20 protein-coding genes and 3 pseudogenes are annotated in these 21,899 nt (G+C 58.9%); 11 read left to right on the top strand and 12 right to left on the bottom strand.

The features are described from left to right. The first annotated feature begins 29 nt into the window (after positions 1-29). On the top strand, positions 30-977 hold the full coding sequence (locus tag FF098_RS04300) for a helix-turn-helix transcriptional regulator (RefSeq protein ID WP_155137864.1): 948 nt from the start codon (positions 30-32) through the stop codon (positions 975-977). A gap of 146 nt (positions 978-1,123) precedes the next feature. After that, a complete protein-coding gene (locus FF098_RS04305; RefSeq protein WP_155137867.1) occupies positions 1,124-1,372 on the top strand; it encodes a hypothetical protein in 249 nt (82 codons plus the stop codon). Positions 1,373-1,416: 44 nt separating this feature from the next. Here the strand turns inward: FF098_RS04305 and FF098_RS18080 are convergent, their stop codons facing one another. Together FF098_RS18080 and FF098_RS18000 are read right to left on the bottom strand one after the other, a co-directional pair. Next, complete coding sequence (locus tag FF098_RS18080) at positions 1,417-2,088, bottom strand: GFA family protein (protein ID WP_229714509.1); 672 nt, start codon at positions 2,086-2,088, stop codon at positions 1,417-1,419. Positions 2,089-2,388: 300 nt separating this feature from the next. After that, a pseudogene (locus FF098_RS18000) lies at positions 2,389-3,207 on the bottom strand (alpha/beta fold hydrolase). A gap of 142 nt (positions 3,208-3,349) precedes the next feature. On the opposite strand from FF098_RS18000, the gene FF098_RS04320 reads away from it, so the two are divergent. Together FF098_RS04320 and FF098_RS04325 are read left to right on the top strand one after the other, a co-directional pair. Further along, a complete protein-coding gene (locus FF098_RS04320; RefSeq protein WP_155137869.1) occupies positions 3,350-4,222 on the top strand; it encodes a LysR family transcriptional regulator in 873 nt (290 codons plus the stop codon). A gap of 413 nt (positions 4,223-4,635) precedes the next feature. After that, a pseudogene (locus FF098_RS04325) lies at positions 4,636-5,934 on the top strand (alanine/glycine:cation symporter family protein); the annotation flags it as partial. A gap of 52 nt (positions 5,935-5,986) precedes the next feature. On the opposite strand, the gene FF098_RS17665 reads toward FF098_RS04325, so the two are convergent. Beyond that, positions 5,987-7,114 carry an endo-1,4-beta-xylanase gene (locus tag FF098_RS17665; protein WP_155137871.1) on the bottom strand — a complete coding sequence of 376 codons (1,128 nt, stop codon included), beginning with the start codon at positions 7,112-7,114 and terminating at the stop codon, positions 5,987-5,989. 110 nt (positions 7,115-7,224) lie between these two features. Next, a complete protein-coding gene (gene cadR / locus FF098_RS04335) occupies positions 7,225-7,632 on the bottom strand; it encodes a Cd(II)/Pb(II)-responsive transcriptional regulator (protein ID WP_004364961.1) in 408 nt (135 codons plus the stop codon). 95 nt (positions 7,633-7,727) lie between these two features. Here cadR and FF098_RS04340 point away from each other — a divergent pair, with 95 nt between their 5' ends. The 3 genes and pseudogenes from FF098_RS04340 to FF098_RS04350 all read left to right on the top strand — a co-directional run bounded on the left by FF098_RS04340 (position 7,728) and on the right by FF098_RS04350 (position 10,450). Beyond that, a complete protein-coding gene (locus FF098_RS04340) occupies positions 7,728-8,624 on the top strand; it encodes a cation transporter (protein WP_004574643.1) in 897 nt (298 codons plus the stop codon). Between the two features lie 3 nt (positions 8,625-8,627). Next, the gene (gene lspA / locus FF098_RS04345) at positions 8,628-9,140 is read left to right on the top strand and encodes a signal peptidase II (RefSeq protein ID WP_004863699.1); all 513 of its coding nucleotides are present in this window, start codon (positions 8,628-8,630) and stop codon (positions 9,138-9,140) included. Between the two features lie 21 nt (positions 9,141-9,161). Continuing rightward, positions 9,162-10,450: pseudogene (locus tag FF098_RS04350) on the top strand (ISL3-like element ISPpu12 family transposase). A 312-nt stretch (positions 10,451-10,762) separates the two neighbouring features. Here the strand turns inward: FF098_RS04350 and FF098_RS04355 are convergent. Continuing rightward, positions 10,763-12,391, bottom strand: coding sequence for an ABC transporter permease (locus FF098_RS04355; protein ID WP_205967378.1), 1,629 nt, complete (start codon positions 12,389-12,391; stop codon positions 10,763-10,765). Positions 12,392-12,518: 127 nt separating this feature from the next. On the opposite strand from FF098_RS04355, the gene FF098_RS04360 reads away from it, so the two are divergent. Further along, the gene (locus FF098_RS04360; RefSeq protein WP_205967379.1) at positions 12,519-13,550 is read left to right on the top strand and encodes an ABC transporter ATP-binding protein; all 1,032 of its coding nucleotides are present in this window, start codon (positions 12,519-12,521) and stop codon (positions 13,548-13,550) included. 77 nt (positions 13,551-13,627) lie between these two features. Next, positions 13,628-14,692, top strand: coding sequence for a Fe(3+) ABC transporter substrate-binding protein (locus tag FF098_RS04365; RefSeq protein ID WP_373291480.1), 1,065 nt, complete (start codon positions 13,628-13,630; stop codon positions 14,690-14,692). A 5-nt stretch (positions 14,693-14,697) separates the two neighbouring features. Here FF098_RS04365 and FF098_RS04370 read toward each other — a convergent pair whose 3' ends face one another. Continuing rightward, positions 14,698-15,375: a Fe2+-dependent dioxygenase gene (locus tag FF098_RS04370; protein ID WP_155137879.1), complete on the bottom strand. Its 678-nt coding sequence runs from the start codon at positions 15,373-15,375 to the stop codon at positions 14,698-14,700. A gap of 79 nt (positions 15,376-15,454) precedes the next feature. Here FF098_RS04370 and FF098_RS04375 point away from each other — a divergent pair, with 79 nt between their 5' ends. Then, on the top strand, positions 15,455-16,288 hold the full coding sequence (locus FF098_RS04375; protein ID WP_155137880.1) for a hypothetical protein: 834 nt from the start codon (positions 15,455-15,457) through the stop codon (positions 16,286-16,288). Positions 16,289-16,453: 165 nt separating this feature from the next. Further along, a complete protein-coding gene (locus FF098_RS04380) occupies positions 16,454-16,909 on the top strand; it encodes a Fur family transcriptional regulator (protein WP_205967380.1) in 456 nt (151 codons plus the stop codon). A 28-nt stretch (positions 16,910-16,937) separates the two neighbouring features. Here the strand turns inward: FF098_RS04380 and FF098_RS04385 are convergent, their stop codons facing one another. The 6 genes from FF098_RS04385 to FF098_RS04410 form a co-directional block, all read right to left on the bottom strand. Continuing rightward, positions 16,938-17,396, bottom strand: a complete 459-nt coding sequence (locus FF098_RS04385; RefSeq protein ID WP_155137882.1) for a hypothetical protein — start codon at positions 17,394-17,396, stop codon at positions 16,938-16,940. Between the two features lie 34 nt (positions 17,397-17,430). Then, on the bottom strand, positions 17,431-18,261 hold the full coding sequence (locus tag FF098_RS04390; protein ID WP_155137884.1) for a TonB family protein: 831 nt from the start codon (positions 18,259-18,261) through the stop codon (positions 17,431-17,433). Next, positions 18,258-18,638 (bottom strand): ExbD/TolR family protein, encoded by a 381-nt coding sequence (locus FF098_RS04395; protein WP_155137886.1) that lies wholly within the window; start codon positions 18,636-18,638, stop codon positions 18,258-18,260. Before FF098_RS04395 ends, FF098_RS04390 begins: the two co-directional genes overlap by 4 nt. Further along, positions 18,635-19,021, bottom strand: a complete 387-nt coding sequence (locus FF098_RS04400) for a biopolymer transporter ExbD (RefSeq protein ID WP_155137888.1) — start codon at positions 19,019-19,021, stop codon at positions 18,635-18,637. The genes FF098_RS04395 and FF098_RS04400 overlap by 4 nt, the downstream gene beginning before the upstream one ends. Continuing rightward, entirely contained in the window at positions 19,018-19,662 is a 645-nt protein-coding gene (locus FF098_RS04405; protein WP_155137889.1) for a MotA/TolQ/ExbB proton channel family protein, read from the bottom strand. Before FF098_RS04405 ends, FF098_RS04400 begins: the two co-directional genes overlap by 4 nt. Before the next feature lie 116 nt (positions 19,663-19,778). Further along, positions 19,779-21,776: a TonB-dependent receptor domain-containing protein gene (locus FF098_RS04410; protein ID WP_155137891.1), complete on the bottom strand. Its 1,998-nt coding sequence runs from the start codon at positions 21,774-21,776 to the stop codon at positions 19,779-19,781. Positions 21,777-21,899: the final 123 nt, after the last annotated feature.

Raw genomic sequence — 21,899 nt, forward strand, 5'->3', positions numbered from 1 at the left:
GGTCCAGGAGAATTTCGTGTGAGTCCAGAATGGCCGATCCTTTAGCCCAAATCGTCAGCCTGCTGCAGCCGGGCGCACCGTTTTCGAAATGCGTCACCGGATCGGGCCCCTGGCGAGTGCGGCGGACTCAGTCGCCCAATCCCTATTACGTCGCAGTGCTCAAAGGGAGCGTGCGTTATTGGGATCATCAGAGTGGCGAGGTCATCGTCAATGCAGGTGACTTCATCCTCATCCCTTCGGCGCAGGACTTCATGATGGGAAGCGATGTGCCGAGCAGCGACAATGATATGGTGATAGATCCTGTCATCCTGCCCGGAGGCGGGTATCGCGTCGGCAGCATTGACGGCCCGATCGATATGCGAGCGTTGGTCGGATACTGCATTTTCCAGTCCGACGATGCGGCTTTGCTATCGTCCCTGCTGCCTGAACTGGTGGTTGTGCGGGGGGAGCATCGCCTTCCCATGCTGATGCAGTTGCTGGGCGAAGAGGCCTTGGGCAGCAAACCGGGGCGGGAAGTGGTATTGCAGCACTTGCTGGAAGTGCTGTTGATCGAGGCGATGCGGTCTTCCGTAGAACTTGGCGATAATCCGGGGTTGCTGCGCGGTTTGTCGGACGAGCGACTGGCAGTGGCGATTCGGGCCATGCATGCAGATCCCGGGCGCGGTTGGACAGTGGCAGAACTGGCGCGTGCAGCGGCATTGTCCCGATCGGGCTTCCATGACCGATTCCAGAGCGCGGTGGGCATGGCGCCAATGGAATATCTGACGGCATGGCGGCTGACTCTGGCCAAGGATCTCTTGCGCAAGCGGGAGCTGAGTGTGAGCGCGATCGCCCGGCAAGTCGGATACAGCTCCGCCAGTGCCTTCAGCGTCGCCTTCGCGCGTAGCGTGGGTGTGTCCCCGGCACGATATAGGCGCGAGAAGGCCGCGGCATTGCCCGGCCTGGCGGCAGAGGAATTCGAAGGCGCAATCGCCTGATGAGGCTTGGGATCCGCGGGGCGTTTTCAACCGTACTGGCATCCTGGGGGCGTCAGGCGCCCATGGGTCCGTATTTTCGAGCTGTCGACTAACAATGGACAGTCCGGGAACCACCCGCCGCTGTGCGGGGCCCCAGGCTCCGCCTGATGCCCGCCATCTGTTCTCCGGAGTTTATTCGTGTACGTATGGCCGGTTTCGACTGGGTGATCCGGGCGGCTCAAGCCCGCCCGGCAATTGGATCGGACCACACTGATTCTGCAGGTTCTCTCTTCATCCAGCAGGCCGATCTCCTGCAGGAGGCGGCGGAAATCGTCCTTGGCTTCCTCTTGGGAAGATCCTGGCCGAAAGAGCAGGTGCGACAGCCCGCAATCGCCCATATACCGATCCGCGATTAGGAGCCCGGCTCAGACGTAGAGGCGGGCCTCGGATAATCAGTGGTTCATCGCTCTGCTGTGGAGATAATGGCGAAGAGCTGTTCGGGTGTTGGTGATTCCGGAAAGGATGGGACATCATCGGGGATGTTGATCCAGGGCTGCTTTCGCTTGGTCCAGAGGTGAGCGAGCGGTACGAGACCCTGGCTTCGTAACAGGGTCCCTGCGCGCAGGAAAAGTGTGCCGGGCAGCATGCTGTTTCGGTTGCAGATCCCCGTGAAGCAGGTCGGCGGGTTGGTGACGCCGACGTGATTGGTGAGCGATATCGGCGGCTTGTTGCCGATGACCGGGTCTGTAGGGTAAAGGGCGGCTCCTATCTGTGCGCGCCGAATTACTGTCGCTGCTATCGCCCCGCAACACGGCACGATCAGGAAGCGGACTTTTCCGCCTCCCATATCGGGTTCCGCGTCGCCTATGATGCAGACTGGTCCTTGATCGCCAAAAGGGGTTTCCCTGATATTAGTTTCGATTTCCCTGTTACAAAATACAGGGAATTTTCTGCCAACTCTCTGAGCTTCGGTCCTTTCTCTCGAGCGAATAGCAGACCGTCTGCCGGAAAAACCTGAAAATCCCTGTATTTTCTCGGCTTTCAGTGAAAGCTCGCAGGAGACCCTTTCGATCGCGCGCCCTTCCACCGTCAGTATTTCCCGGTATTTCGCGCTGCGGCGCATGGCGTGCATGGCCGTCTCGGTCAGTGATCACCGATGATTGACGCCCGGGGCCACGCGCCCGGTTGCCTTGTGCCAATTCCTTCCTTGTCGATGATCGACTATACCCGGGCGGGGTGCGCGTCGGGCTGCGAGGTGTGGGCGCAACGGAACCAGCCGGGGCCGGTCAGGCGCAGCGTGGCCTGGCCGTGCCCTTGCTTGAGACAAGAAAGGGTGGATCGCGCCTTTGGCTTGATCCACCCTGCGCCGGAGGCGTGGCTGTAACCTGCGAACGTCAGTGCCGTTGAAGGTTTCCGGAATCTAACAATCCGGCTACTGATCTTCATTGAAGAAGGCCGATAGCGCTTCGGCGACCATTGCAGGATCGTTCTCCATCGGTATGTGCCCGGCATCGGGAATGCGGACGAGGCGAGTATGTGGCATTTCAGCGGCAAACCGCTCCGCGTAGGTCACGGGTTGAAACGAGTCGTCCTCACCCCAGACAAGCAGCTTCGGCGTTTGCGAGGCGCGCAGCTGATCAAGAAGTTCGAGCGTGTAGCGGCTGTCAGCAGCACCAGCCAGAGCCATCCAGGAACGTGCGACCCGGGGATCGGTCCAGGGAGCAAGGTAGGCCGAGAACTCGTCTTCTGTGACAGGGCGGGCGAGCGCAGCGGGCAAGGTCCGTCGACGCGAGGCAACAATATCCTGTGCGGTGGTGGTGGCGATCACATCTGGGTCACGAAAGTGGGCAACGTTCGATACTGGCCAAGAATCATACGTCACGGAATTGACCAGCGCGAGCCGCGTGATGTCAAAGCCCTAGGAGGCAAGGACATGCTGGGCAATCGCGCCGCCGATATCATGCCCGGCAACCGCTACGGGCCCGGCATCGTTGAGCGCCGCATGAAAGCGCACCAGCCAAGCCGCGAGCTCGGGAACGGACGCCGACTGGTGAGACAGCTCGCCTTCTGAGCAGCCGCATCCCGGCAGGTCTACAGCGACAGGCCGCAGGCCGGCGGCGGCCAAATGCTCGATAACCGGCAGCCACACCCGGCTCCACCATGTCCCATGCAACAACAAGACTGTGGGGCCCTCACCGGCAGTGAGGTAGCTGGCGGCGCGGCCGTCTACGTCTATCGAAACTCTTTCCACTGATTTCTGTATCACGCTTTGATCCTCCAGTAACGTTATTGATAATAAAAGGGTTATGGACTGAGACTGTCAAATACCGATAGAGTTATGGATGATATGCAGTTAGTGTTATGCCCGTCACCACGTCGAAGGAGCCTGCCGCATGACACTTTCCCAGTTGCGAGCCCTGTTGGCCGTTGTCGATCATGGCGGGTTCACGGCTGCGGCGGTGCACCTCGGGATGTCGCAACCTGCGGTCAGCCGCGCCATCACGGCAATCGAGGAAGATCTTGAGGTAGCGGTATTGGTGAGGAGCAGAGATGGTGTGCTGCTTACGGAAGCGGGTCGGCTCGCCGTCTTGCGAGCCCGCGAGGCCCTCCGGCAGTTCGATCTGCTCTATTCGGACGTGGCTGCGGCCGCGGGACATCTCACGGGGACATTGCGGATCGCCAGTCTTCCCAGCGCAACGGGAACACTCATCGCCGCCCAGGTGCGCGCTTTCACGCAGCAGCATCCACAGGTCCACGTTCGCCTTATCGAGGGAACCGACCAAGAGGTGCGTGACTGGATCACTCAGGGCGCTGCGGAGCTGGGGGTCGTTACTCTCCCCGCTGCCGGTTTCTCGACTGTGCCTCTGGGCAGCGACGAGTTTGTCGTCCTGCTGCCCCGTGGTCACGATTTGAGCGATAAAGCTGCGATCAGCATCGATGCGCTTGCTGGTGAAGACTTCGTCTTGCCTACCGGAGGATGCGGCCCGCTCATAATGGCGGCCGCACGCAATGCCGGCACGCATTTGCGTATCGCCTTTGAAGCCCGCGAACAAGCCGCAATTCTCGCGATGGTGGCCGAAGGATTAGGCGTCAGTATCATGCCGACTCTGGGCCTTCCGTCCAAACTACACGGTGTGGTCCGGCGACCGCTTGAACCCCGCGTACCGCGGACCCTCGCCGTTGCGCATTTGCCCAATCCGGGTCCAACAGCACTGGCGTTCCTCCACCAAATTGCCGATCCAGCGCCTCGCAAGTCAGCTCGGTGAGCCGTCGCTACTGATACTGGCTTTGTCATGAACTCATCAATTCAGTTCCCATAACGAGCGAACGCAAAAGGGGTTCCGAAGCCACCGCGCTACGTTTCGCTGACGCGAGATTCGTCGGGCGCCCCCGTGCCGCGAACTATTCGATCAATCCGGCACCCCGCAATATGCCCGGAAAGCCGCATTTATCACGACTCACCGCGCGCATTTCCATTTTTGCCGCATCGTCCTGTGTGTTTGGCGGGCTCGGTCGATTGCCGGTGATTGGCTCGGCTGCCCCGGATTGTGTTTCCGGGCCAGAAATCTGCCAGAACAGGCCGGAAGCGGGATGGCTGCTGGCTGGAAAACCGGTACGCGTGTAAGCCAGAAGCCTGCAGCGGCGTATTTGAGCAGGTATGGAAGATCTTTCACAGGGCATGGTCGAGTTGGTGTTCTTCAGCGTCCCGGTGCTGGGCGTTGACGTACAGATAATCGTGCTCTGGCTGGCTGCGGCGATGATCTATTTCACGGTCCGCCTTGGTTTCCTGAATGTCCGGGGCATGCCCAGGGCCATTGCCGTGCTTGCGGGGCGCTACAAGGATCCGGATGCACCCGGCGAGGTTTCACAGTTTACCGCCCTGGCGACAGCGCTTTCCGGCACGGTCGGGCTCGGCAATATTGCCGGCGTTGCGATTGCCATTGCCATGGGCGGGCCCGGCGCGGCGCTGTGGATGATGGTCATCGGGTTCTTCGCGATGAGCGTCAAATATGCCGAAGTCCTACTCGCTGTTAGGTACAGGCAGACCCATCCTGACGGCCATATATCGGGCGGTCCGATGTGGACATTGAGGAACGGGCTGGCGGCCCGTGGAAAACCCCGCCTGGGCCGATGGCTCGGCGGTCTCTATGCCCTGTTTGCCCTGTTTGCGTTTGTACAGATCATCCAGGTCAATCAGTCCTTCTCGCAGATCGTCACAGTATCGGGGATGGAAGGAACGAGAACAGACCAGTTGATCTACGGGATCGGTATAGCGCTGCTTGCCGGGCTGGTTCTTGTTGGCGGTGTGCGGACGATCGGGAAGATCACGTCGCGCCTTGTGCCGCTCATGTGTGTTCTCTATCTGGCCGGTGTCGCCGTGATCCTGGTGGCAAATGCCGGATCGATCTGGCCGTCGATCCAGATTATCGTTTCATCGGCATTCGATCCGGCCGCTGCTACAGGCGGGGTACTGGGCGCTTTCGTGGCGGGCATGCGCCGGGCGGTCTATTCCAGTGAAGCCGGTATCGGATCGGCCGCGATCGCGCATTCCGTCGCCAGGACCCGTGATCCGGCTTCCGAAGGCCTGCTTGGCCTGCTCGAGCCCTTTATCGATACGGTCGTGGTCTGCAGTGCTACGGCGCTTGCGATCGTCGTCTCCGGCGCCTGGCAATCCGGAGAAAGCGATATAGCGATGACGTCCCTGGCGTTTGAGTCCGTCAGCGGATGGTTCCCGGTAGTGCTGGCGATGGCGGTTTTCCTGTTTGCCTTCTCCACGATCCTTTCGACTGGTTATTATGGTCTCCAAGCCTGGAACTATCTTGTCGGGAAATCGCCATTCAGGGACAGGATCTTCCTGGTCTATTTCTGTCTTGCCTTGCCGGTCGGGGCGGTAATCGACATCACCACGGCCGTGAATCTCATCGACTCGCTTTTCTTCCTGCTGGCGGTGCCGAACGTGATCGGCCTGTACCTGCTTTCAGGCGACGTGCGGGGAGTGTCAGCCATGGGGTACTCTGTTCCGGGTTGTTTTATCGTACAGGTGCTGCCCGCAGGGCATCGGCGATGGTTTCGCGCAACAATTTGGGCTGGTAGGCAGCATCATAGGGCAGGGGACGCGCCGGCGGTTGTCCGGGATCGCGAAACGCCTGCAGCCAGCTATAATGGTCTGCCATGCCCCAGAGCAGGAATTCCTTCGTATTACGGTTCTCGAAGGCGATATCCATATAGTCTCTCGCATAGGCGGACATTGCGGCGTCCCTGGTGGCATCATCTGACTCATAAAGCCTGTCATTGACGTCGAACTCGGTGAACAGAAGATCAAGTCCCATATCGGAAATTTCCTTGAGCCAGTTACTCCAGGCGGTCTGTTTCTGCGTCGTGAAGGGAATCTCCGGATCGAGCATGATATGAGCCTGGATGCCAAGTCCGTCGATGGGGACGTCTCTGGCCAGCAACCGTTCCATCAACCGGAGCACGCCGTCGCGGTGGTTCGCGCTCTTGTCCTCCCAGGACATATAGTCATTATAGACCAGCTGCGCCTGCGGTGCATGTTCCCTGGCGACATGGAAGCAGTGATCGACGACGTCCCAGCCCATGGCGTTATTGAAAACCGACTCGCGTATTTCGCCCGTTTCGTCGTTGAAGCTTTCGTTGATGACGTCCCAGGAATAGATATGCGGGGAGAAGTGGGACGCGACCCGGCTGATATAGCGGGTCAGGAATTGCGCCGCTTCATCGGCGCTGTTGAATTCCTGTGCGTTGACCCAGTCCGGCAGCCAGCGCGGATAATTCCACAGCAGCGTGTGGCCCCGCATGCCGATGTCATGCTTTTTGGAGAAATCGACCAAAGCATCGCCCGGGGCGAAATTCCATTCTCCCGGCTCATCTTCGATCGTATACATCTTGAGCTCGTTGCCCGGCACCATAATCGCACATTCCCGGGTGAATATGTCGATATAGGATTGATCGATCAGCTGGTCGAAATTGATCTCGGACCCGAAGAGAATGCCTTTCTCTGAGGCGAGGCTGCGCAGGGGCGGGCCTGGCAAGTCCATATTGGCGCTTGCCGGACTAAACCGTGCGGTGGCGTCCAGCACCGGCATGAGTGCCGTGCCACCGAGCAGGGCGAGCATATTGCGACGTGAGATCCGGGACATGATTCCTCCTGATTATATATTATGGGTAAGCGGATTAAATGGTTGATCTTACCTTTGCATGAGAGTGAGACAGACCGGCATCTCATCGGATTATCTGGTTGATGCTTCACCTACTGCTGGTGCATGTTTCCTTCGCTAATTCCAGCAAGAACCCCACACGCCTCAACTTCCCGGTCATCGTTGCAACTCGCTCTCAGTGAAACGAGTTGTTTCTCAAGCGCTTGCAGAGCGGTTATCTGCGACCGCACATGAGAGATGTGATCATCGAGCAAGGCGTTGACGGCGGTACAAGGCTGATGAGGGTCGTCCTGATAGCTCTGTAGTTCGTGAATCTCAGCCAGTGACAGGCCCAGGATTCTGCAGCGACGGATGAAGGCCAGCCCCTCACCATGCTTCTCGGTATAGACACGGTAACCGTTGTCCTGCCGATCAGGCGGCGGCAACAAGCCCTGCTGTTCATAGAAGCGGATCGTCTGTGTTTCGACCCCTACCAACTGCGCCAACTGACCAATGCGCATCAGCCTCCTCCCCAACGGATTCTTTACTCTATTGACCTTATAGTAGCTTTATAGTTTTAAATGGTACCACAACATTGTTCAAGTGGAGTCGTATCATGAGCAAATCCTGTGGTGGCGCCTGTGGCGGTGATGCAACGTCCGCAGCGGATACCGATATACAGGCCTCCTCCGAGGCGCCAGGGAGATGGGTCAGTGTTTATGCCGTGCCGAAGATGGACTGTCCATCAGAAGAACGAATGATTCGCCTAGCCCTGAACGGCTTTGAGGAGATTCGGGCGCTGTCCTTCGACTTGTCGAACCGCCGGCTGAAGGTCGTGCATGACGGCGAGGTCGAGCCCGTCACCTCGAAACTGAAGACCTTGGGGCTAGGCGCCTCGCTTCAGGAAACCGTCGCTGCAAATCCGGAGACCATCAAGGCCGCCGAGTTTTCGGCAGCTTCTGCTAAGCAAGAATCCGGGACCCTGCGCTGGTTGCTCGGCATCAATGCACTTCTGTTCGTGGTGGAAATGACTGCCGGTCTGATCGCCCAGTCCACCGGCCTGATTGGAGAATCCCTGGACAATTTTGCCGATGCGGCGGTGTACGGGCTTGCCCTTTATGCGGTTGGACATAGCGTGAAAATGCAGGTACGTGCCGCGCATCTTGCTGGTGTACTGCAACTGATCTTGGCTGTGGGCGTGCTCGTAGAGGTGGTGAGACGCTTTGTATTCGGTAGTGAGCCTGAATCGCTGGTGATGATGGCTATCGCATTCGTCGCATTGATTGCCAATACCAGTTGTCTGCTGCTCATATCCAAACATCGGGAAGGCGGGGCGCACATGAAGGCAAGCTGGATATTCTCGGCCAACGACGTGGTGATCAACCTGGGGGTCATCACCGCCGGCGCCCTGGTCGCGTGGACCGGTTCCAATTATCCGGATCTGATTATCGGCACCATCGCGGGGGGCATTGTACTTAACGGTGCCAGACGCATTTTGGCGTTGAAGGGTTAAATAATGCTCATTATTGGCAAAAAGCTCTCGCCGTATGCCCTATTGTCCATATCGGGCCTGCTGGCAGCGTCTGATCAGGCTGTAAAGTGGCTGGTGCAGCAATCAATGGCCTATGGCGAGTATGTTTCGGTGACCCCGTTCTTTAACTGGGTGCACCTATGGAACACCGGTGCCGCATTCAGTCTTTTTGCGAATGGTGGAGGCTGGCAGCGCTACTTTTTTATCGGAATCGCGGTAGTGGTCTCGATTTTTCTGATCAAGCTGATCCTTGAAAATCGTCATAAAGGAGAAGCCATCGCTTACAGTCTTATCCTCGGTGGCGCCATGGGCAACCTGATTGACCGGGTCTTTCGCGGCTATGTTGTGGATTCCTTTGATTTCTATTGGCGAGACTGGCATTGGCCGGCCTTCAACCTGGCTGATATTGCAATTGTCCTCGGTGCCTTACTTTTCGTTTCCAGCAGCTTGTTGGGTAAAAAAGCAAACACCAATGCCGAGCCGGATGGATCTGACTGACACCTACGCCTATACAACACCATGACCGAACTTCCCGACAACATCCTTCACCTGCCGCAATACCAAGTACTGGGCTGCAAATCAACCGACGACGAAATGCACTTCCAGGTGGACGTGCCCGATCCCATCGCCTGCGAGGAATGCGGCGTGCAGGGTGAGTTCGTACGGTTCGGCAAGCGTGACGTTCCCTATCGTGATCTGCCCATCCACGGCAAGCGGGTCACTCTCTGGTGGTCCGCCGCCGATACACCTGCCGGGCCTGCAAGACAACATTCAGGCCCCAGCTACCGGAGATGGTGGACGGATTCCGTATGACACTGCGGCTGCATGAGTACGTGGAGAAGGAATCCTTCAACCACCCCTACACCTTTGTGGCGGCACAGACCGGCCTGGACGAGAAGACGGTGCGCGACATCTTCAACGCCCGCGCCGAGTTCCTGGGGCGCTGGCACCGCTTCGAGACGCCCCGCATCCTGGGCATTGACGAGCTATACCTGAACAAGCGCTACCGCTGCATTCTGACCAACATTGAGGAGCGAACCCTGCTCGACCTGCTGGCCACCCGCCGCCAGGACGTGGTGACCAACTACCTGATGAAGCTGAAAGACCGGCAGAAGGTCGAGATCGTCAGCATGGACATGTGGAACCCCTACCGGGCAGCGGTCAAGGCTGTGCTGCCCCAGGCCCGTATCGTGGTCGATAAGTTCCATGTGGTGCGCATGGCCAACGATGCCCTAGAGAGAGTGCGCAAGGGCCTCAGAAAGGAGCTGAAACCGTCCCAGAGCCGGACTCTCAAGGGAGACCGGAAAATCCTGCTGAAACGCGCTCACGAAGTCTCAGACCGGGAGCGCCTCATCATGGAGACCTGGACAGGCGCGTTCCCGCAACTGCTGGCCGCCTACGAGCACAAGGAGCGCTTCTACGGCATCTGGGACGCCACCACACGGCTCCAGGCAGAAGCCGCCCTGGACGAGTGGATAGCCACCATCCCGAAGGGCCAAAAGGAAGTCTGGAGCGATCTGGTCAGGGCAGTGGGAAACTGGCGCGAAGAGACCATGACCTACTTCGAGACGGACATGCCCGTCACCAACGCTTACACGGAGTCCATCAACCGACTGGCCAAGGACAAGAACCGTGAAGGGCGCGGTTACTCCTTCGAGGTGATGCGGGCACGAATGCTCTACACCACGAAGCACAAGAAGAAGGCACCGACTGCGAAGGTCTCTCCTTTCTACAAGAAAACCATCGGTTACGGACTGCCGGACTTCGCAGAGGAACTCAACTACGGAGTCGATCTATCAACCATCTGAGGGTGGTATCAGATTGATGGGGTGAAGGTGCCCCATCAACCATTAAATCCGTATACCCATTATTATATGGCACATAATCTCATATTATGGATAATTGTGAAGGGATTTCTTGGAATGCTTGCGGGCAGGGATGCCCGCAAGCTTGCTCACTCTTCAGCAACCGGTATTGGAGTAACGGCAAGAGGCGGTTTGATTCTGGCTTCTATTCGCCTGCGGCAGTGATGTAGAAAATCGCAGAGCAGCTAGGTGTGGGCTTTCAATAGGTTGTCCATTCGGGCTGACTGGGCCAACATGTTGAGGCACCACACTTGGTCAGCTCCGCGGCGTAGTCTCTTCTGCTGACCCGATATGGCTGAGCAGCAGGACGGGTACGATCCCGATCAGGATGATCGCCAGAGCTGACGTCGAGGCTTCCATCAGGCGTTCGTCGCTGGCGAGGCGGTAGACCCTGGTTGCCAGTGTTTCGAAATTGAACGGCCTGAGAACCAGCGTCGCGGGCAGTTCGCGCATGCTGTCGACGAAAACCAGGAGCAGGGCGGCCCCCAGGCTGCGCACCATCATCGGTGCGTGAATGCGTCTGATGACCGCACGGGGGGAGGCACCGAGGCTGCGTGCGGCATCATCCATATTCGGCGCGATGGCGGCCAGGCCTGCATTGACGCTGTTAAAGGAAACGGTCAGGAAACGGATCACATAGGCATAGGTCAGCAGGATGATCGTGCCGGACAGGATCAGCCCGCCATTATACCCGAAGACGGCGCTGGCGAAGCCGGTCAGGGTGCGGTCAAAGCCTGCGAGCGAGCCCAATATCCCGATGGCGATGAGAATGCCGGGCAGCGCGTATCCCATCGTGGCAAAGCGAATGGCGGCGTTGGTCGCCCAGTTGCCGCTCAGACGTTGCGCGTAGGCAAGCATGAGGGCAAGACCTGCCGCCAGTATGGCCGCAATACACGAGATGCTGATGCTGTTTGTGGCATAGGTCAGGAAATCACCGATCCGGCTGTCGCCACTTTCAATCGTGTATCCGGCAAGGACAATAGCGGGGAGCAAAAACCCGAACAGGACCGGCAACGCGCAGGTGGCAATGGCGAGAAGCTGGTGGACCGGTGACAACATCAGTCGGGCGGGCCTGCCCCCCCGGCTGGTATCTGTACGCCCGCCGCGGGTCAGGCTTTCGAAGCTGATTAGGGCGAGGACGAAAAGCAGCATAACGCCGGCGATCTTCATCGCGGCGAGTTTCTCGCCCATGCCGATCCATGTCCGGTAGATGCCGGTGGAGAGCGTCGGGACGGAGAAATATTCGACGACGCCGAAATCAGCCAGCGTTTCCATCAGGACCAGGGCAAGGCCGCCGGCAATGGCAGGGCGCGCGGCCGGCAGGGCGATTCGCCAGAAGGCGCGGGCCGGGCTGTCCCCTAGTATTCGTGCCGCTTCGAAAAGCGTGCCGGCGCGCGAGGCGAAACTGGCCCGGGCGAGCAAGTAGATATAGGGATACAGGACCAGGCTGAGGAGCAGGGCAGCGCCAGGCAGGGTCCGGATCGACGGCATTGTGAGGCTGCCGAAGACTCCAGGCAGGCCGTACAGCCAGGTCTGGACTGGGCCGTAGGGCGCGAGCAGGTCGGTATAGGTATAGGCGATGATATAGGCCGGCGCAGCGAGCGGCAGGACCAGCAGCCAGCCCAGCATCTTGCGCCCCGGAAAATCGGTCGCCGCGACCAGCCAGGCAGTGGAGATCCCGATCAGGCTGGATAGCAGGCCGACCATCACCATCAGGAGCAGGGAGTTTGTCACATAGCCGGGCAGGACGGTCTGGAAGAGATGCCGCCATGTACCGGATGTATCCCCGACAAACAGGGCCGCGAGAACCGTGACCAACGGTACGGCGACCAGCCCCATCACGAGAAATGCCGGTGCATGGCCGGCGAGCCGGGCCGGCGACAAGTGCCTCCTCAATTGCGTCATCCGTTCTGCCCGTTCCTGAAATCCATTGATTATGCTTTTCAATTGCATCTGTATCAGCTTTAGTCCTGCTGACAAACATACGAAGCAAGTGAGGGCTGGGTCGGGCGTGCTTGAGTTCCGGAATATCAGCCATGCCTATGGTGACAGGCTGGCAGTTGAGAATGTGTCCCTCAAGGCCAGGGCCGGGGAGGTGACCTGTCTGTTCGGTCCGTCCGGGTGCGGCAAGACGACCCTGTTGCGGCTTGCCGGCGGCCTGATGCCGGTACAGGCTGGAGAGATCCTGCTGGATGACGAGCTGATCGGTGGCAAGGGGAGGGATATTGCCCCGGAGAAACGCGCTGTCGGCCTGGTGTTTCAGGAAGGGGCGCTGTTTCCCCACCTTACCGTGGCAAAGAATGTTGCCTTCGGCCTGAGCGGACCTGACAAGCAGGCGAAAGCTGCAGAACTGCTCGCTCTTGTCGGTCTTGCCGGTTTTGAGAAGCGGTATCCGCACACATTGTCGGGGGGGCAACAGCAACGTGTGGCCCTTGCAAGGGCACTGGCGCCGGAACCGCGCGTGCTCCTTTTCGATGAACCCTATGCCAGTCTCGATACGCAATTGCGGCGGGACTTGCGCGAACAGGCGCGGCGCATGATCCGGCGGACCGGGACAATCGGGATCGTGGTCAGCCATGATCCGGAAGAGGTGCTGGAAATGGCCGACAGCATCGTCGTTCTGGAAGAGGGCAGGCTGCGACAATCGGGCTCGCCCGCGCAAATCCACGACCAACCGGCGACAGAGAAAATTGCGGCGATGTTCGGCAATGGCCAGCTGCTGCCGGCTGACTATTCGGATGGGGCGTTCAGGCATGTTTTCGGTGACTGGTCCGCCACATGTCTGTCGGGCCCGGAACCTGTGCCCGGGCCTGTCTCACTCGTTGTACGCCCAGATGCATTGGAGCTGGTAAAGGACGCAAACGGATATCCGGTCGTCGATGTGCGGCTGGCCGGGGTCACGATGACAGTCCATGTCGAGGCGCCGGGCGGCGAGGGCCTGCGGGTCTCGGTCGCAAGATCCGCCGGGATCGAGCCGGGCGAAAGGGTGCGGCCAATGCCCGTTCCGGCCGGTATTTTCGCTTTTGCGCGAAGTGAAGCCTGACGACAATCATTGCGAATGACATTCACTATCAGTATGCTCGTCCAAATCTGATCACGAGCGATGAAAGCGGGAGTATGATGAGAAAACAGTTTGCGGCCACCATTCTGGTTCTTGGCCTGGCCAGCGCATGCGGGCAGGCGGAGCAACCGGCTGCCGGCGGCACGGCAGCAGCTGCCGCCCCGGAAATCACAGGCGATGTAAATGTCTATTCCTCGCGCCACTACGACACGGATCTTGCCCTTTATGACGATTTTACCGAGCAGACCGGCATCCGGGTCAACCTGATCGAAGCCGGTGCCGACGCGCTGATCGAACGGATCGTCAGCGAGGGTGAGTACAGCCCTGCCGATATCCTGATCACGGTCGATGCGGGGCGGCTCTGGCGGGCCGAGGAAGCCGGTATTCTCGACAGCGTCAATTCCGATGTTCTCGAAAGCCGCATTCCGGCCAATTTGCGCCATCCGGACGGCCTGTGGTTCGGTCTGTCAAAACGCGCGCGGGTGATTATCTACAACCGGCAAGCCGGCAAGCCGGAAGGGCTGTCGAGCTATATGGATCTTGCCGATCCGGCCTATAGCGGACAAATCTGTGTACGGTCTTCCTCGAATATCTACAATATTTCGCTGCTGGCATCGATCGTCAGCCATTACGGCGCCGAGCAGGCCGAAGACTGGACGCGCGGCGTTGTCGCGAATTTTGCGCGCCGCCCGCAGGGTACGGATACAAGTCAACTCGAAGAGGTCGCCAACGGAACCTGCGGTATTTCGATTATCAACACCTACTACCTGGCCAGATACCTGGCATCGGACGATCCGGCCACGAGAACGATTGGCGAGAAAGTTGCTGTCCTGTTTCCTGACCAGGAGGGCTATGGCACCCATGTCAATATCAGTGGCGCCGGTGTCGTGAAAGGCGCGCCCAACAAGGACAACGCTATCCGGTTTATCGAATATCTGACGGAAGAAACTGCACAGGAATATTTCGCAAACGGCAATAATGAGTACCCTGTGATTGAGGGCGCGGCGCCGTCATCGACGGTCGTCAGTCTGGGCAGTTTCAGGGAAGATGAACTCAATGCCGCCCAGCTGGGGCAGAACCAGGCCGAGGCAATTCGCATCTTTGACCGGGCCGGCTGGCAGTAGGCCGATCAGGTCTCGGCCCAGACCCGCATGAGATTGGCAATGGACTTGTCCAGCGTCAGCAGCTCCGCCGATCCTTGAGGATATTGCCCGCGCATCTTGGCGCGCAGGTTCTCGAGGTCGAATAAAATCTCGCGCTGGAAGGAATCCCGGACCAGGCTCTCGATCCAGCCGACACAGGCAAGGCGTATACCGCTTGTCACTGGCGCGACCTGGTGAATGCTGCTTGAGGGGTAGAGCACGAGGTCGCCCGCATCTGGCTTGAGTGTTTGTGTATAGCCTGGCAGATCGACGACCAGCTCACCGCCTTCATAGCTGTCCGGCGGTGACAGAAATAGTGTGAAGGAAATATCAGTCCGTAAGCGGCCGGTTCCCTTGCCCATGATGGCATTGTCGGTGTGGTTGCCATAATGTCCGCCATCCGCGGTCTGGCTGATCACCAGCCGGGAGAATTTCTTCGGCCGGGCCGCCGCCTGGACGACCGGATGGCCGGTAAGCTTGCGCAGGATTTGCTCATGGAGATCCTGTCCGGCCCGGCCTCTAAGATCGGCCTGGAGATTCTGCTTGACGGACCGGGCGCTGCGACCCGCGGTGGCGGTTCCGTCTTTCCATTCAAGGCCATCCAGCGCGCTGGTGACGTCGGCGAGTTCGGCAGGATCCAGCAGTGAAGAAACGGTCAAAAGCATGAAGTCAGACTGATAATGATTTGCAAGAGCGGGAGCATATCGTTATCGTCTCATGACTGGACATGCAAGGGAACGCGCAATGAAAAACACTTTCAAGAAATGGACCGGCCTCGGGCTGACCGCTGCCCTGGTGGGATCGACCGCGCTTGTCGCCTGCAGCGGCGAGAATGGTGAGGCAGGCGAGGCACCCGTCGAGGATACTGCTTCCCCGACCCCCTTTGCGGGTGAAGGCGAAATGGGCGAAGGCGAGGGAGAAGGTGGTGAAGGCGAAGGGGGTGAAGGCGAAGGCGGTGAAGGCGAAGGCGGTGAAGCCGGGCACGATATGACGACCTTGTCTGTACCCCATCGTCTGGCATTCATGTCCGGGCATGTGCAGGCGGGGCTTGCCCTTTACCGTGCCGGCGAGCCGGAAATGGCGGCACCCCATCTGTTGCATCCCGTCTCGGAAACCCATCAGGCGGAACGGGCCGGGCTCGACGAGCTGGGCTTTCAGCCGGAAATCTTCGAATCCGTCTCGCAGGCCCTGGAAGAAGGCCGGCCGGCTTCTGAAATCGAGCCGCAATTGCGTGCCGCTGAGGAGAATATGGCCATGATGGGCGAGAAGGCGGGTGGCGATCCATCGGATATTATCCGTTTCCTGATGGATACTGTTGTGGACGAGTACACAGTGGCCATCACGGATGGCGCCGTCTCCGATGCCGGCGAGTATCAGGATGCCTGGGGCTTCGTCATCGTCGCCCGCGATCACGCGGCGTCCCTGCCGGCAGATATCTCTGCTGACGTAATTTCCGAAATCGACACATTGCTTGCGCTGTGGCCGGGGACCGCGCCTGTTCCGCCGGCAGAGCCGGCCCCTGTCGGACAGGTGACGGCCCAGACATCCGTCATCATGTTGAAACTGCCGCGAGACTGATAGATGCAGGGTCTGCCGGTAAACAATACGTCCTGGCCGCAGTTTCGCAGGACCGGTTCAGGATAGTGTTGCAGCGGCGATCCTTATTCGTCCTGCCTTGCATGCGCGTATCGACGGTGTGCTTTTTGGGGCATGCGCACCTGAGGAAAGGGTAAGGAGAACGGTATGTCCCCCACCAGCCGTCAGGAGAAACCTTGTCCTGAGCAGAGAATGGAAAGCCTTCTAAGGCGCTGTCAGGAAGCCGGGCTTCGACTGACGCAGCCTCGCCGTCTCGTTTTAAAGGCTCTTTCAGAATCGACTGATCATCCGAATGCGGAGAAGCTTCATGCGCGCGCCAGTCAATATGATAAGAACCTTGCCGTAGCCACGGTCTACAGAACATTACATATGCTTGAAGATAATGGCATCATCGAGCGGCACCATTTCGGCGAAGGTACCGCTCGTTACGAACAGGCCATGGACGTCGGTCATGATCACCTTATAGATGTCGAGTCGGGTAACATTCTCGAGTTTCATTCCGAAAAGATACAGAAGTTGCAGGAAAAGATCGCAAAATCATTCGGGTACAAACTCATCGGCCAGAAAGTGGAACTTTACTGTGTGCCGATTAAGAGGAAGTAGGGGGCGAGACCAGCCGGGCATACAGACGCTATGTCCTGAAAATCTGCCACTCCTTCCTGCCGCCCGGATTGGCGCTTGTTGAATCGACGAAGGGGTCAGGGTCCATCCCCATTGTGATCAGGAGGACGATCAGCGAGCGAGCGGCTACCCTGCAGGGATCGTCTGGCGGGATATCCAGGGGAGGCAGTATCGTCTCATCCGTGAATAAGACTTGAGCGTTTTCCCTGTTTCGTTCTTCCGATATCAGGCGCAGGCATGTTGTCACAATGTAATCGTCCCCTGTTGTGTGACGAGATACGGCGCGAAACAATCCTTCAATGGCCGGTGCCAGAAGGCCGGCACCATACTCATCGGCAATCCGCCAGACCGATACCAGCCGGCCTGTATAGTTATCTGATGCCGTGCTGTCTGGTTTCCAGGCCGGGTATGTGCTCACGATAAGGTCCGGGAGGGGCGGCATATCATCGTGATCGGGCATGGCATTCATTGAACTGGCTTTCTTGTCGATGAATTGATGCCGCTCATCGTCCTTCGATCTTCACGGTGAAGGTTCTGTTCACATCCGGCGGTGGTGGCGGGAAGGGAGCGGCATCTTCTACAAAGCCCAGCGCGTCCCGGTCGAATCTGGGCGAGCCGGAACTCTGCTCAATCTCGATTGAGGCTATCTCGCCGGTGCCGGTAAGCGTGAACACGATGATGGCGGATCCGGGCCCCGAGGCGCGCGGGCGGCGGAACCTCGACAGGTGCCGCATGACCTCGCCGGCATAATTGTCGGAGGCAGCATTGCCGGGGGTTGCGTTATCGGCTTGTTCGATTGAGGAGTCTGGTGCACCGGCGCTCATGTTCACCTCCTGATCGCTGCCGGGCTGCGGTCCCATACCGGTTTTCGCACTGTCTTCTGCGGCGGCGTTCTGGTTCTGGATGTCTTCTTTACGCGGCGGACTGGAAGAATCGGATACGGATGGTTTGGGTTCCGGCTTTTTGCTTGCCGGGATGTCCCTTTCCGGCGGGGCTGCGGCCGGCTCCGGTTCCATCCTGTCCAAAGCGGGTATGTCGTCCGGGTCTGACGGCTGGGGCGCCGCCGTTTCGCGAGGTGCCGGTGTGGTGTTTTCTTGCGGTGTTATGGTCTCGGTCCCGGATGAAGTCTCGGTTCCGGTGTCCGGGGTACGGTCTGTCGGCGGAGGGGTGGCCGCCGCCGGGGCAGCGGCGCCCAGGGTGACGGAAATCGCGCCGCCCTCGATTCGTATATCGGGTCCGTCAGATATCATCGTCAAAACAAGAAACAGGGCAATGTGGATGACAAGAGCCACGCCCAGGGCCAGGACTATGTGAAGCCTGTCGTGAGTGCTCATTGGCCGGCGCTTTGCGTCAAAACGACAACCCGCTTGATGCCAGCCGAGCGCAATTCCCTGGTGACGCTGATCAGGGCGCGTGCAGGCAAGGCCTGGTCTGGCAGGACTTTTACATCCGCATCCGGGTCTGGCCTGCCGGCGAGCCAGACTCCGATTGATGGCACCGGCTCGTCATTATGCAGCAGGGCCCCGTCGCTGGTAATGACGAGCGCATCCGGATCACTACAGCAGTCAAGACCGCTCGATTGAACGAACCGGATGCCGCTGCCGGTCCGGGTCAGTGTGCCTGTTATCATGAAGAAGATCAGAATCAGGAAGACGATATTGATCAGGGGAATGATGGAATCGCCCTTGCTTGTGCGCTTTATCCGGTTCACAGGGCCTCCACCAGCTGGATTTCGCTACCGGGTAAGGCGCCGATAATTGACAGGATGTCGACCAGCCGCTGGGTCGTCGCCTCTTGCGCCACGCCGACAAGAATGCCTGTTCGGGCTTTCCTTTCGAGCATCAGGGCCGGGGCGATCTGGTCATCTGCCAGCGCAGCCCCGTCGAGGACGACGCCGTTTTCGAGGATTTCCAGCCGGATCAACACCGCATCGGCTGTCGTGACGGCGGCGGTCTCTCCTGAAGCGGTCAGCTCGATTTCTGAAAACCGGGTAAAACTCGAGGTAAGCATGAAAAACAGCAGCAGCAGGAAAATCACATCGATGAGCGATGTGATTGACGCGCGCCGCCGTCTTGTCGGTCGCCTCAGATTCATGCCCTGTGGCCCCCGTTGCCCCGTGCGGGCGCGGTGATGACGGTCAGGACATGACTTGCAAATACGCGTTCGTGATCGATACGCGATTCAAACCAGGACAAGGCAATCGATGTCGGCATGGCAACGGACAGCCCGGCCGCGGTGGTCAGCAGGGCCACCCAGATCCCGCCGGCAAGGAGAGCCGGATCAACTTGTGACCCGGCGGTCTGTAGCGCCTGAAAGGCTTCAATCATGCCCAGAACGGTGCCGAGCAGGCCCAGCAATGGAGCGAGCTGGGCAACGGTATCGAGAATGCGGAACCCCTTTTCAAGCGGCAGGAATCTCTTCTCGGCCTCGGCTTCAAGCCGGGACAGCTTTCCTGCCTGGTCATCGACATTCAAGCCGAGGAGGAAAACCGGCGCAAGAAAATGCCGGGCAGAGGCAAAAATCTCCCGGGCACCGTCCGGATCGCCCTTGTCGAGATGCGCGATGGCTTCCTCGATCCGGTCATGGCGTCCGACCCGGGCGCCGGTATATTGGAGCATCTTGTAGATGACCAGGGCCAGTGTGAAGATCGACGTGATCAGCAGGATCACGAAGACCGGCCCGCCAGTCTCGATCGCCTCACAGGCGGATGCGTAAAAATCGCTGAATGATGGCATTCCATGTCTCCTGAATGAATGCGGCCCCGACGGCCTGGTAATCCGATAAGGGCACTGCCGCGTCATATGCGCGGCAGTGCCGGTTGACTCCTCCCCGAAACAGGGGAGGCGTCCTGTCAGAACATGCGGGAGACGGCCACCTTCAGATTGCGGCCCGTTGCGGCCCGGGTTGCAAGGAACGGGGTATACAGTTCGTCCGACAGATTCTCGGCGCTGATACGGAACTGTGTCCCTTCAAGAATGCCGTTTTGCGGCCTCAGGGTCAGGCGCAAATTATATATGGTGAACCCTTCGGTCTCGTCATATACAGCGGCTCCGCCAGTGAGGTTGGAGCGCTCCGTGTCAAGATTGCTGACGGTTTCGAAGCTGACATCGGCAAAATTGGAGAAGCGCTGGCCAACGGTAATCCGGTAGTTGTTGGCCGGCGTGTTGCGCCAGTCGAGATGCTGGCCGTTGGACCGGGTCTCCTGGCCGTTTACGATATTGGCGTTGATATCGGTGTAGAAGCCGATCGCTGCGGCAAAAGAGGCTTCGATCTCGAAGCCCGTCTGATCGACATCAGTAACACCGGAATAGGAGGTGATGTCACTCAGCGCCGTCTCGTAATAGTTGACCTTGAACGCAGCCGCATTGCCTTCGCCGAACAGGCCGATCCGGTCATAGGAGAAACCGTACTCGGCTGTGTCTGCGACTTCCGGCTGTTCCATATAGAGCGGTGTGCCAAGATCGTCGATGATCGGCAGGCTTTCGGTATGCGCAAGGCTACCGAACAGGGCGAGGCCATTCCGGAACTGGTAGCGCAGGGAGGCGCCGCCCATCACGGCGTCATTTTGATAGCTTTCCGTCTCGCCATCGATTTCGGAAGTTTCCCAGCGTAGTGCCGGTGTGAAGGTCCAGCCCTCGAGGAAATCGATCTGATCGACAACAAACACCGCGACGCGGTCATCCGTGCCGCCCGGCGCCGAGTTGGCATCCAGACGCTCCTTGCGGATCAGTTGCAGGCCGGTGCGCAATTCATGGGAGAAGATCCCGGTGTCGGCAAAAGCGGTGTTTTTCAGCGTTGCCGTGGTCGTCTCATATTGGTGATCTGCGTCCACGACGGCAAAGCAACCGAACGGGGCGCTTGCCGGCAAGCAGGTCTGATCGATCTCCTGGTTGGCATAAGCCAGAGAGGCATCGATATTGACCAGATCATTGTCGAGCGGGTTGAAATTATAGGCGAGGGAAGCGGTCTGGGTTTTCGTATCCCGGTCCACATTGCCGAAGGAACCGCCGGTGGTCTCGAACGTGTCATAGGGCACGTCGCGGTCAGCCGCTTCGGACTGGGTGTAGCTGGCGGTGATCGCGTGGGCCGTACCGAAGGAATAGCGGCCTTTCAGCAGGAGGGACGGCAGTTCGAACGCAGAGTTTCCGATCTCGTTGCCGTCACCATCTTTCTGCAGTGACTGTTCGCGATACGCATAATTGGCGAGCAGCTCGATGTTTTCGGTTGGCTGCCGGGCGGCAATCAGGGAAGTATTGAAGCCATCGCCATTGGAAGCCGCGCCGAGGGTGCCGCCGGCTTTCAGGCCAGGGTCGCCGCCAGTGAAATCAGCAGCATCCTTGGTCTCCAGGCGGACGGTGCCGCCGACAATGCCTGACCCGTATTCGAAGCTGCCAACGGTACCGCGGATGACTTCAACGCTCTTGTAGAGATAGGGATCCGTGAACAGCTGGTTGCCGACACGGTAGATTTCTTCTGAGCCTGTCGTCGCGCCATCGACGATGATGGCAACCTTCTGGTCCGTGCCATAGGTTCCATTGGCGCCGAAGCCGCGGATATTGATGCCAGACCCTGACGGTGTGGAGCCGTTGACAAGGGCGACGCCGGGAACGGAATCGATGAGTTCGGCAATCGTGCTTGCCTGGCGGTCATCGGCTTCTTCCTGGTCAATGACCGTCACCGGTGTGGCGGTATCTGTCTGAACGGCGCGCTTGCTCTCGCCCAGCGTGATCGTGCCGAGAAATTCACTGTCCTCCTCGCCGGAGGATTCGTCCTGGGCGCTCGCTGTGGCGATGGCGGCAAGCGTGGATACGCCAGCCAGGAGGATGGATCTTGAAAGAATTTTGTACATATGTGCCCCTTCGTTGTTGTAAATGATAATTACTCGCAATAGCGACGGCTGCTTAGCATGGGGGTTTGAAATATGCAAATAAGAATCGTTATCATTATATCTTGACATTGAAATTCATTCGCA

This window comes from Aquisalinus luteolus (assembly GCF_009712425.2).
GTDB lineage: Bacteria > Pseudomonadota > Alphaproteobacteria > Caulobacterales > Parvularculaceae > Aquisalinus > Aquisalinus luteolus.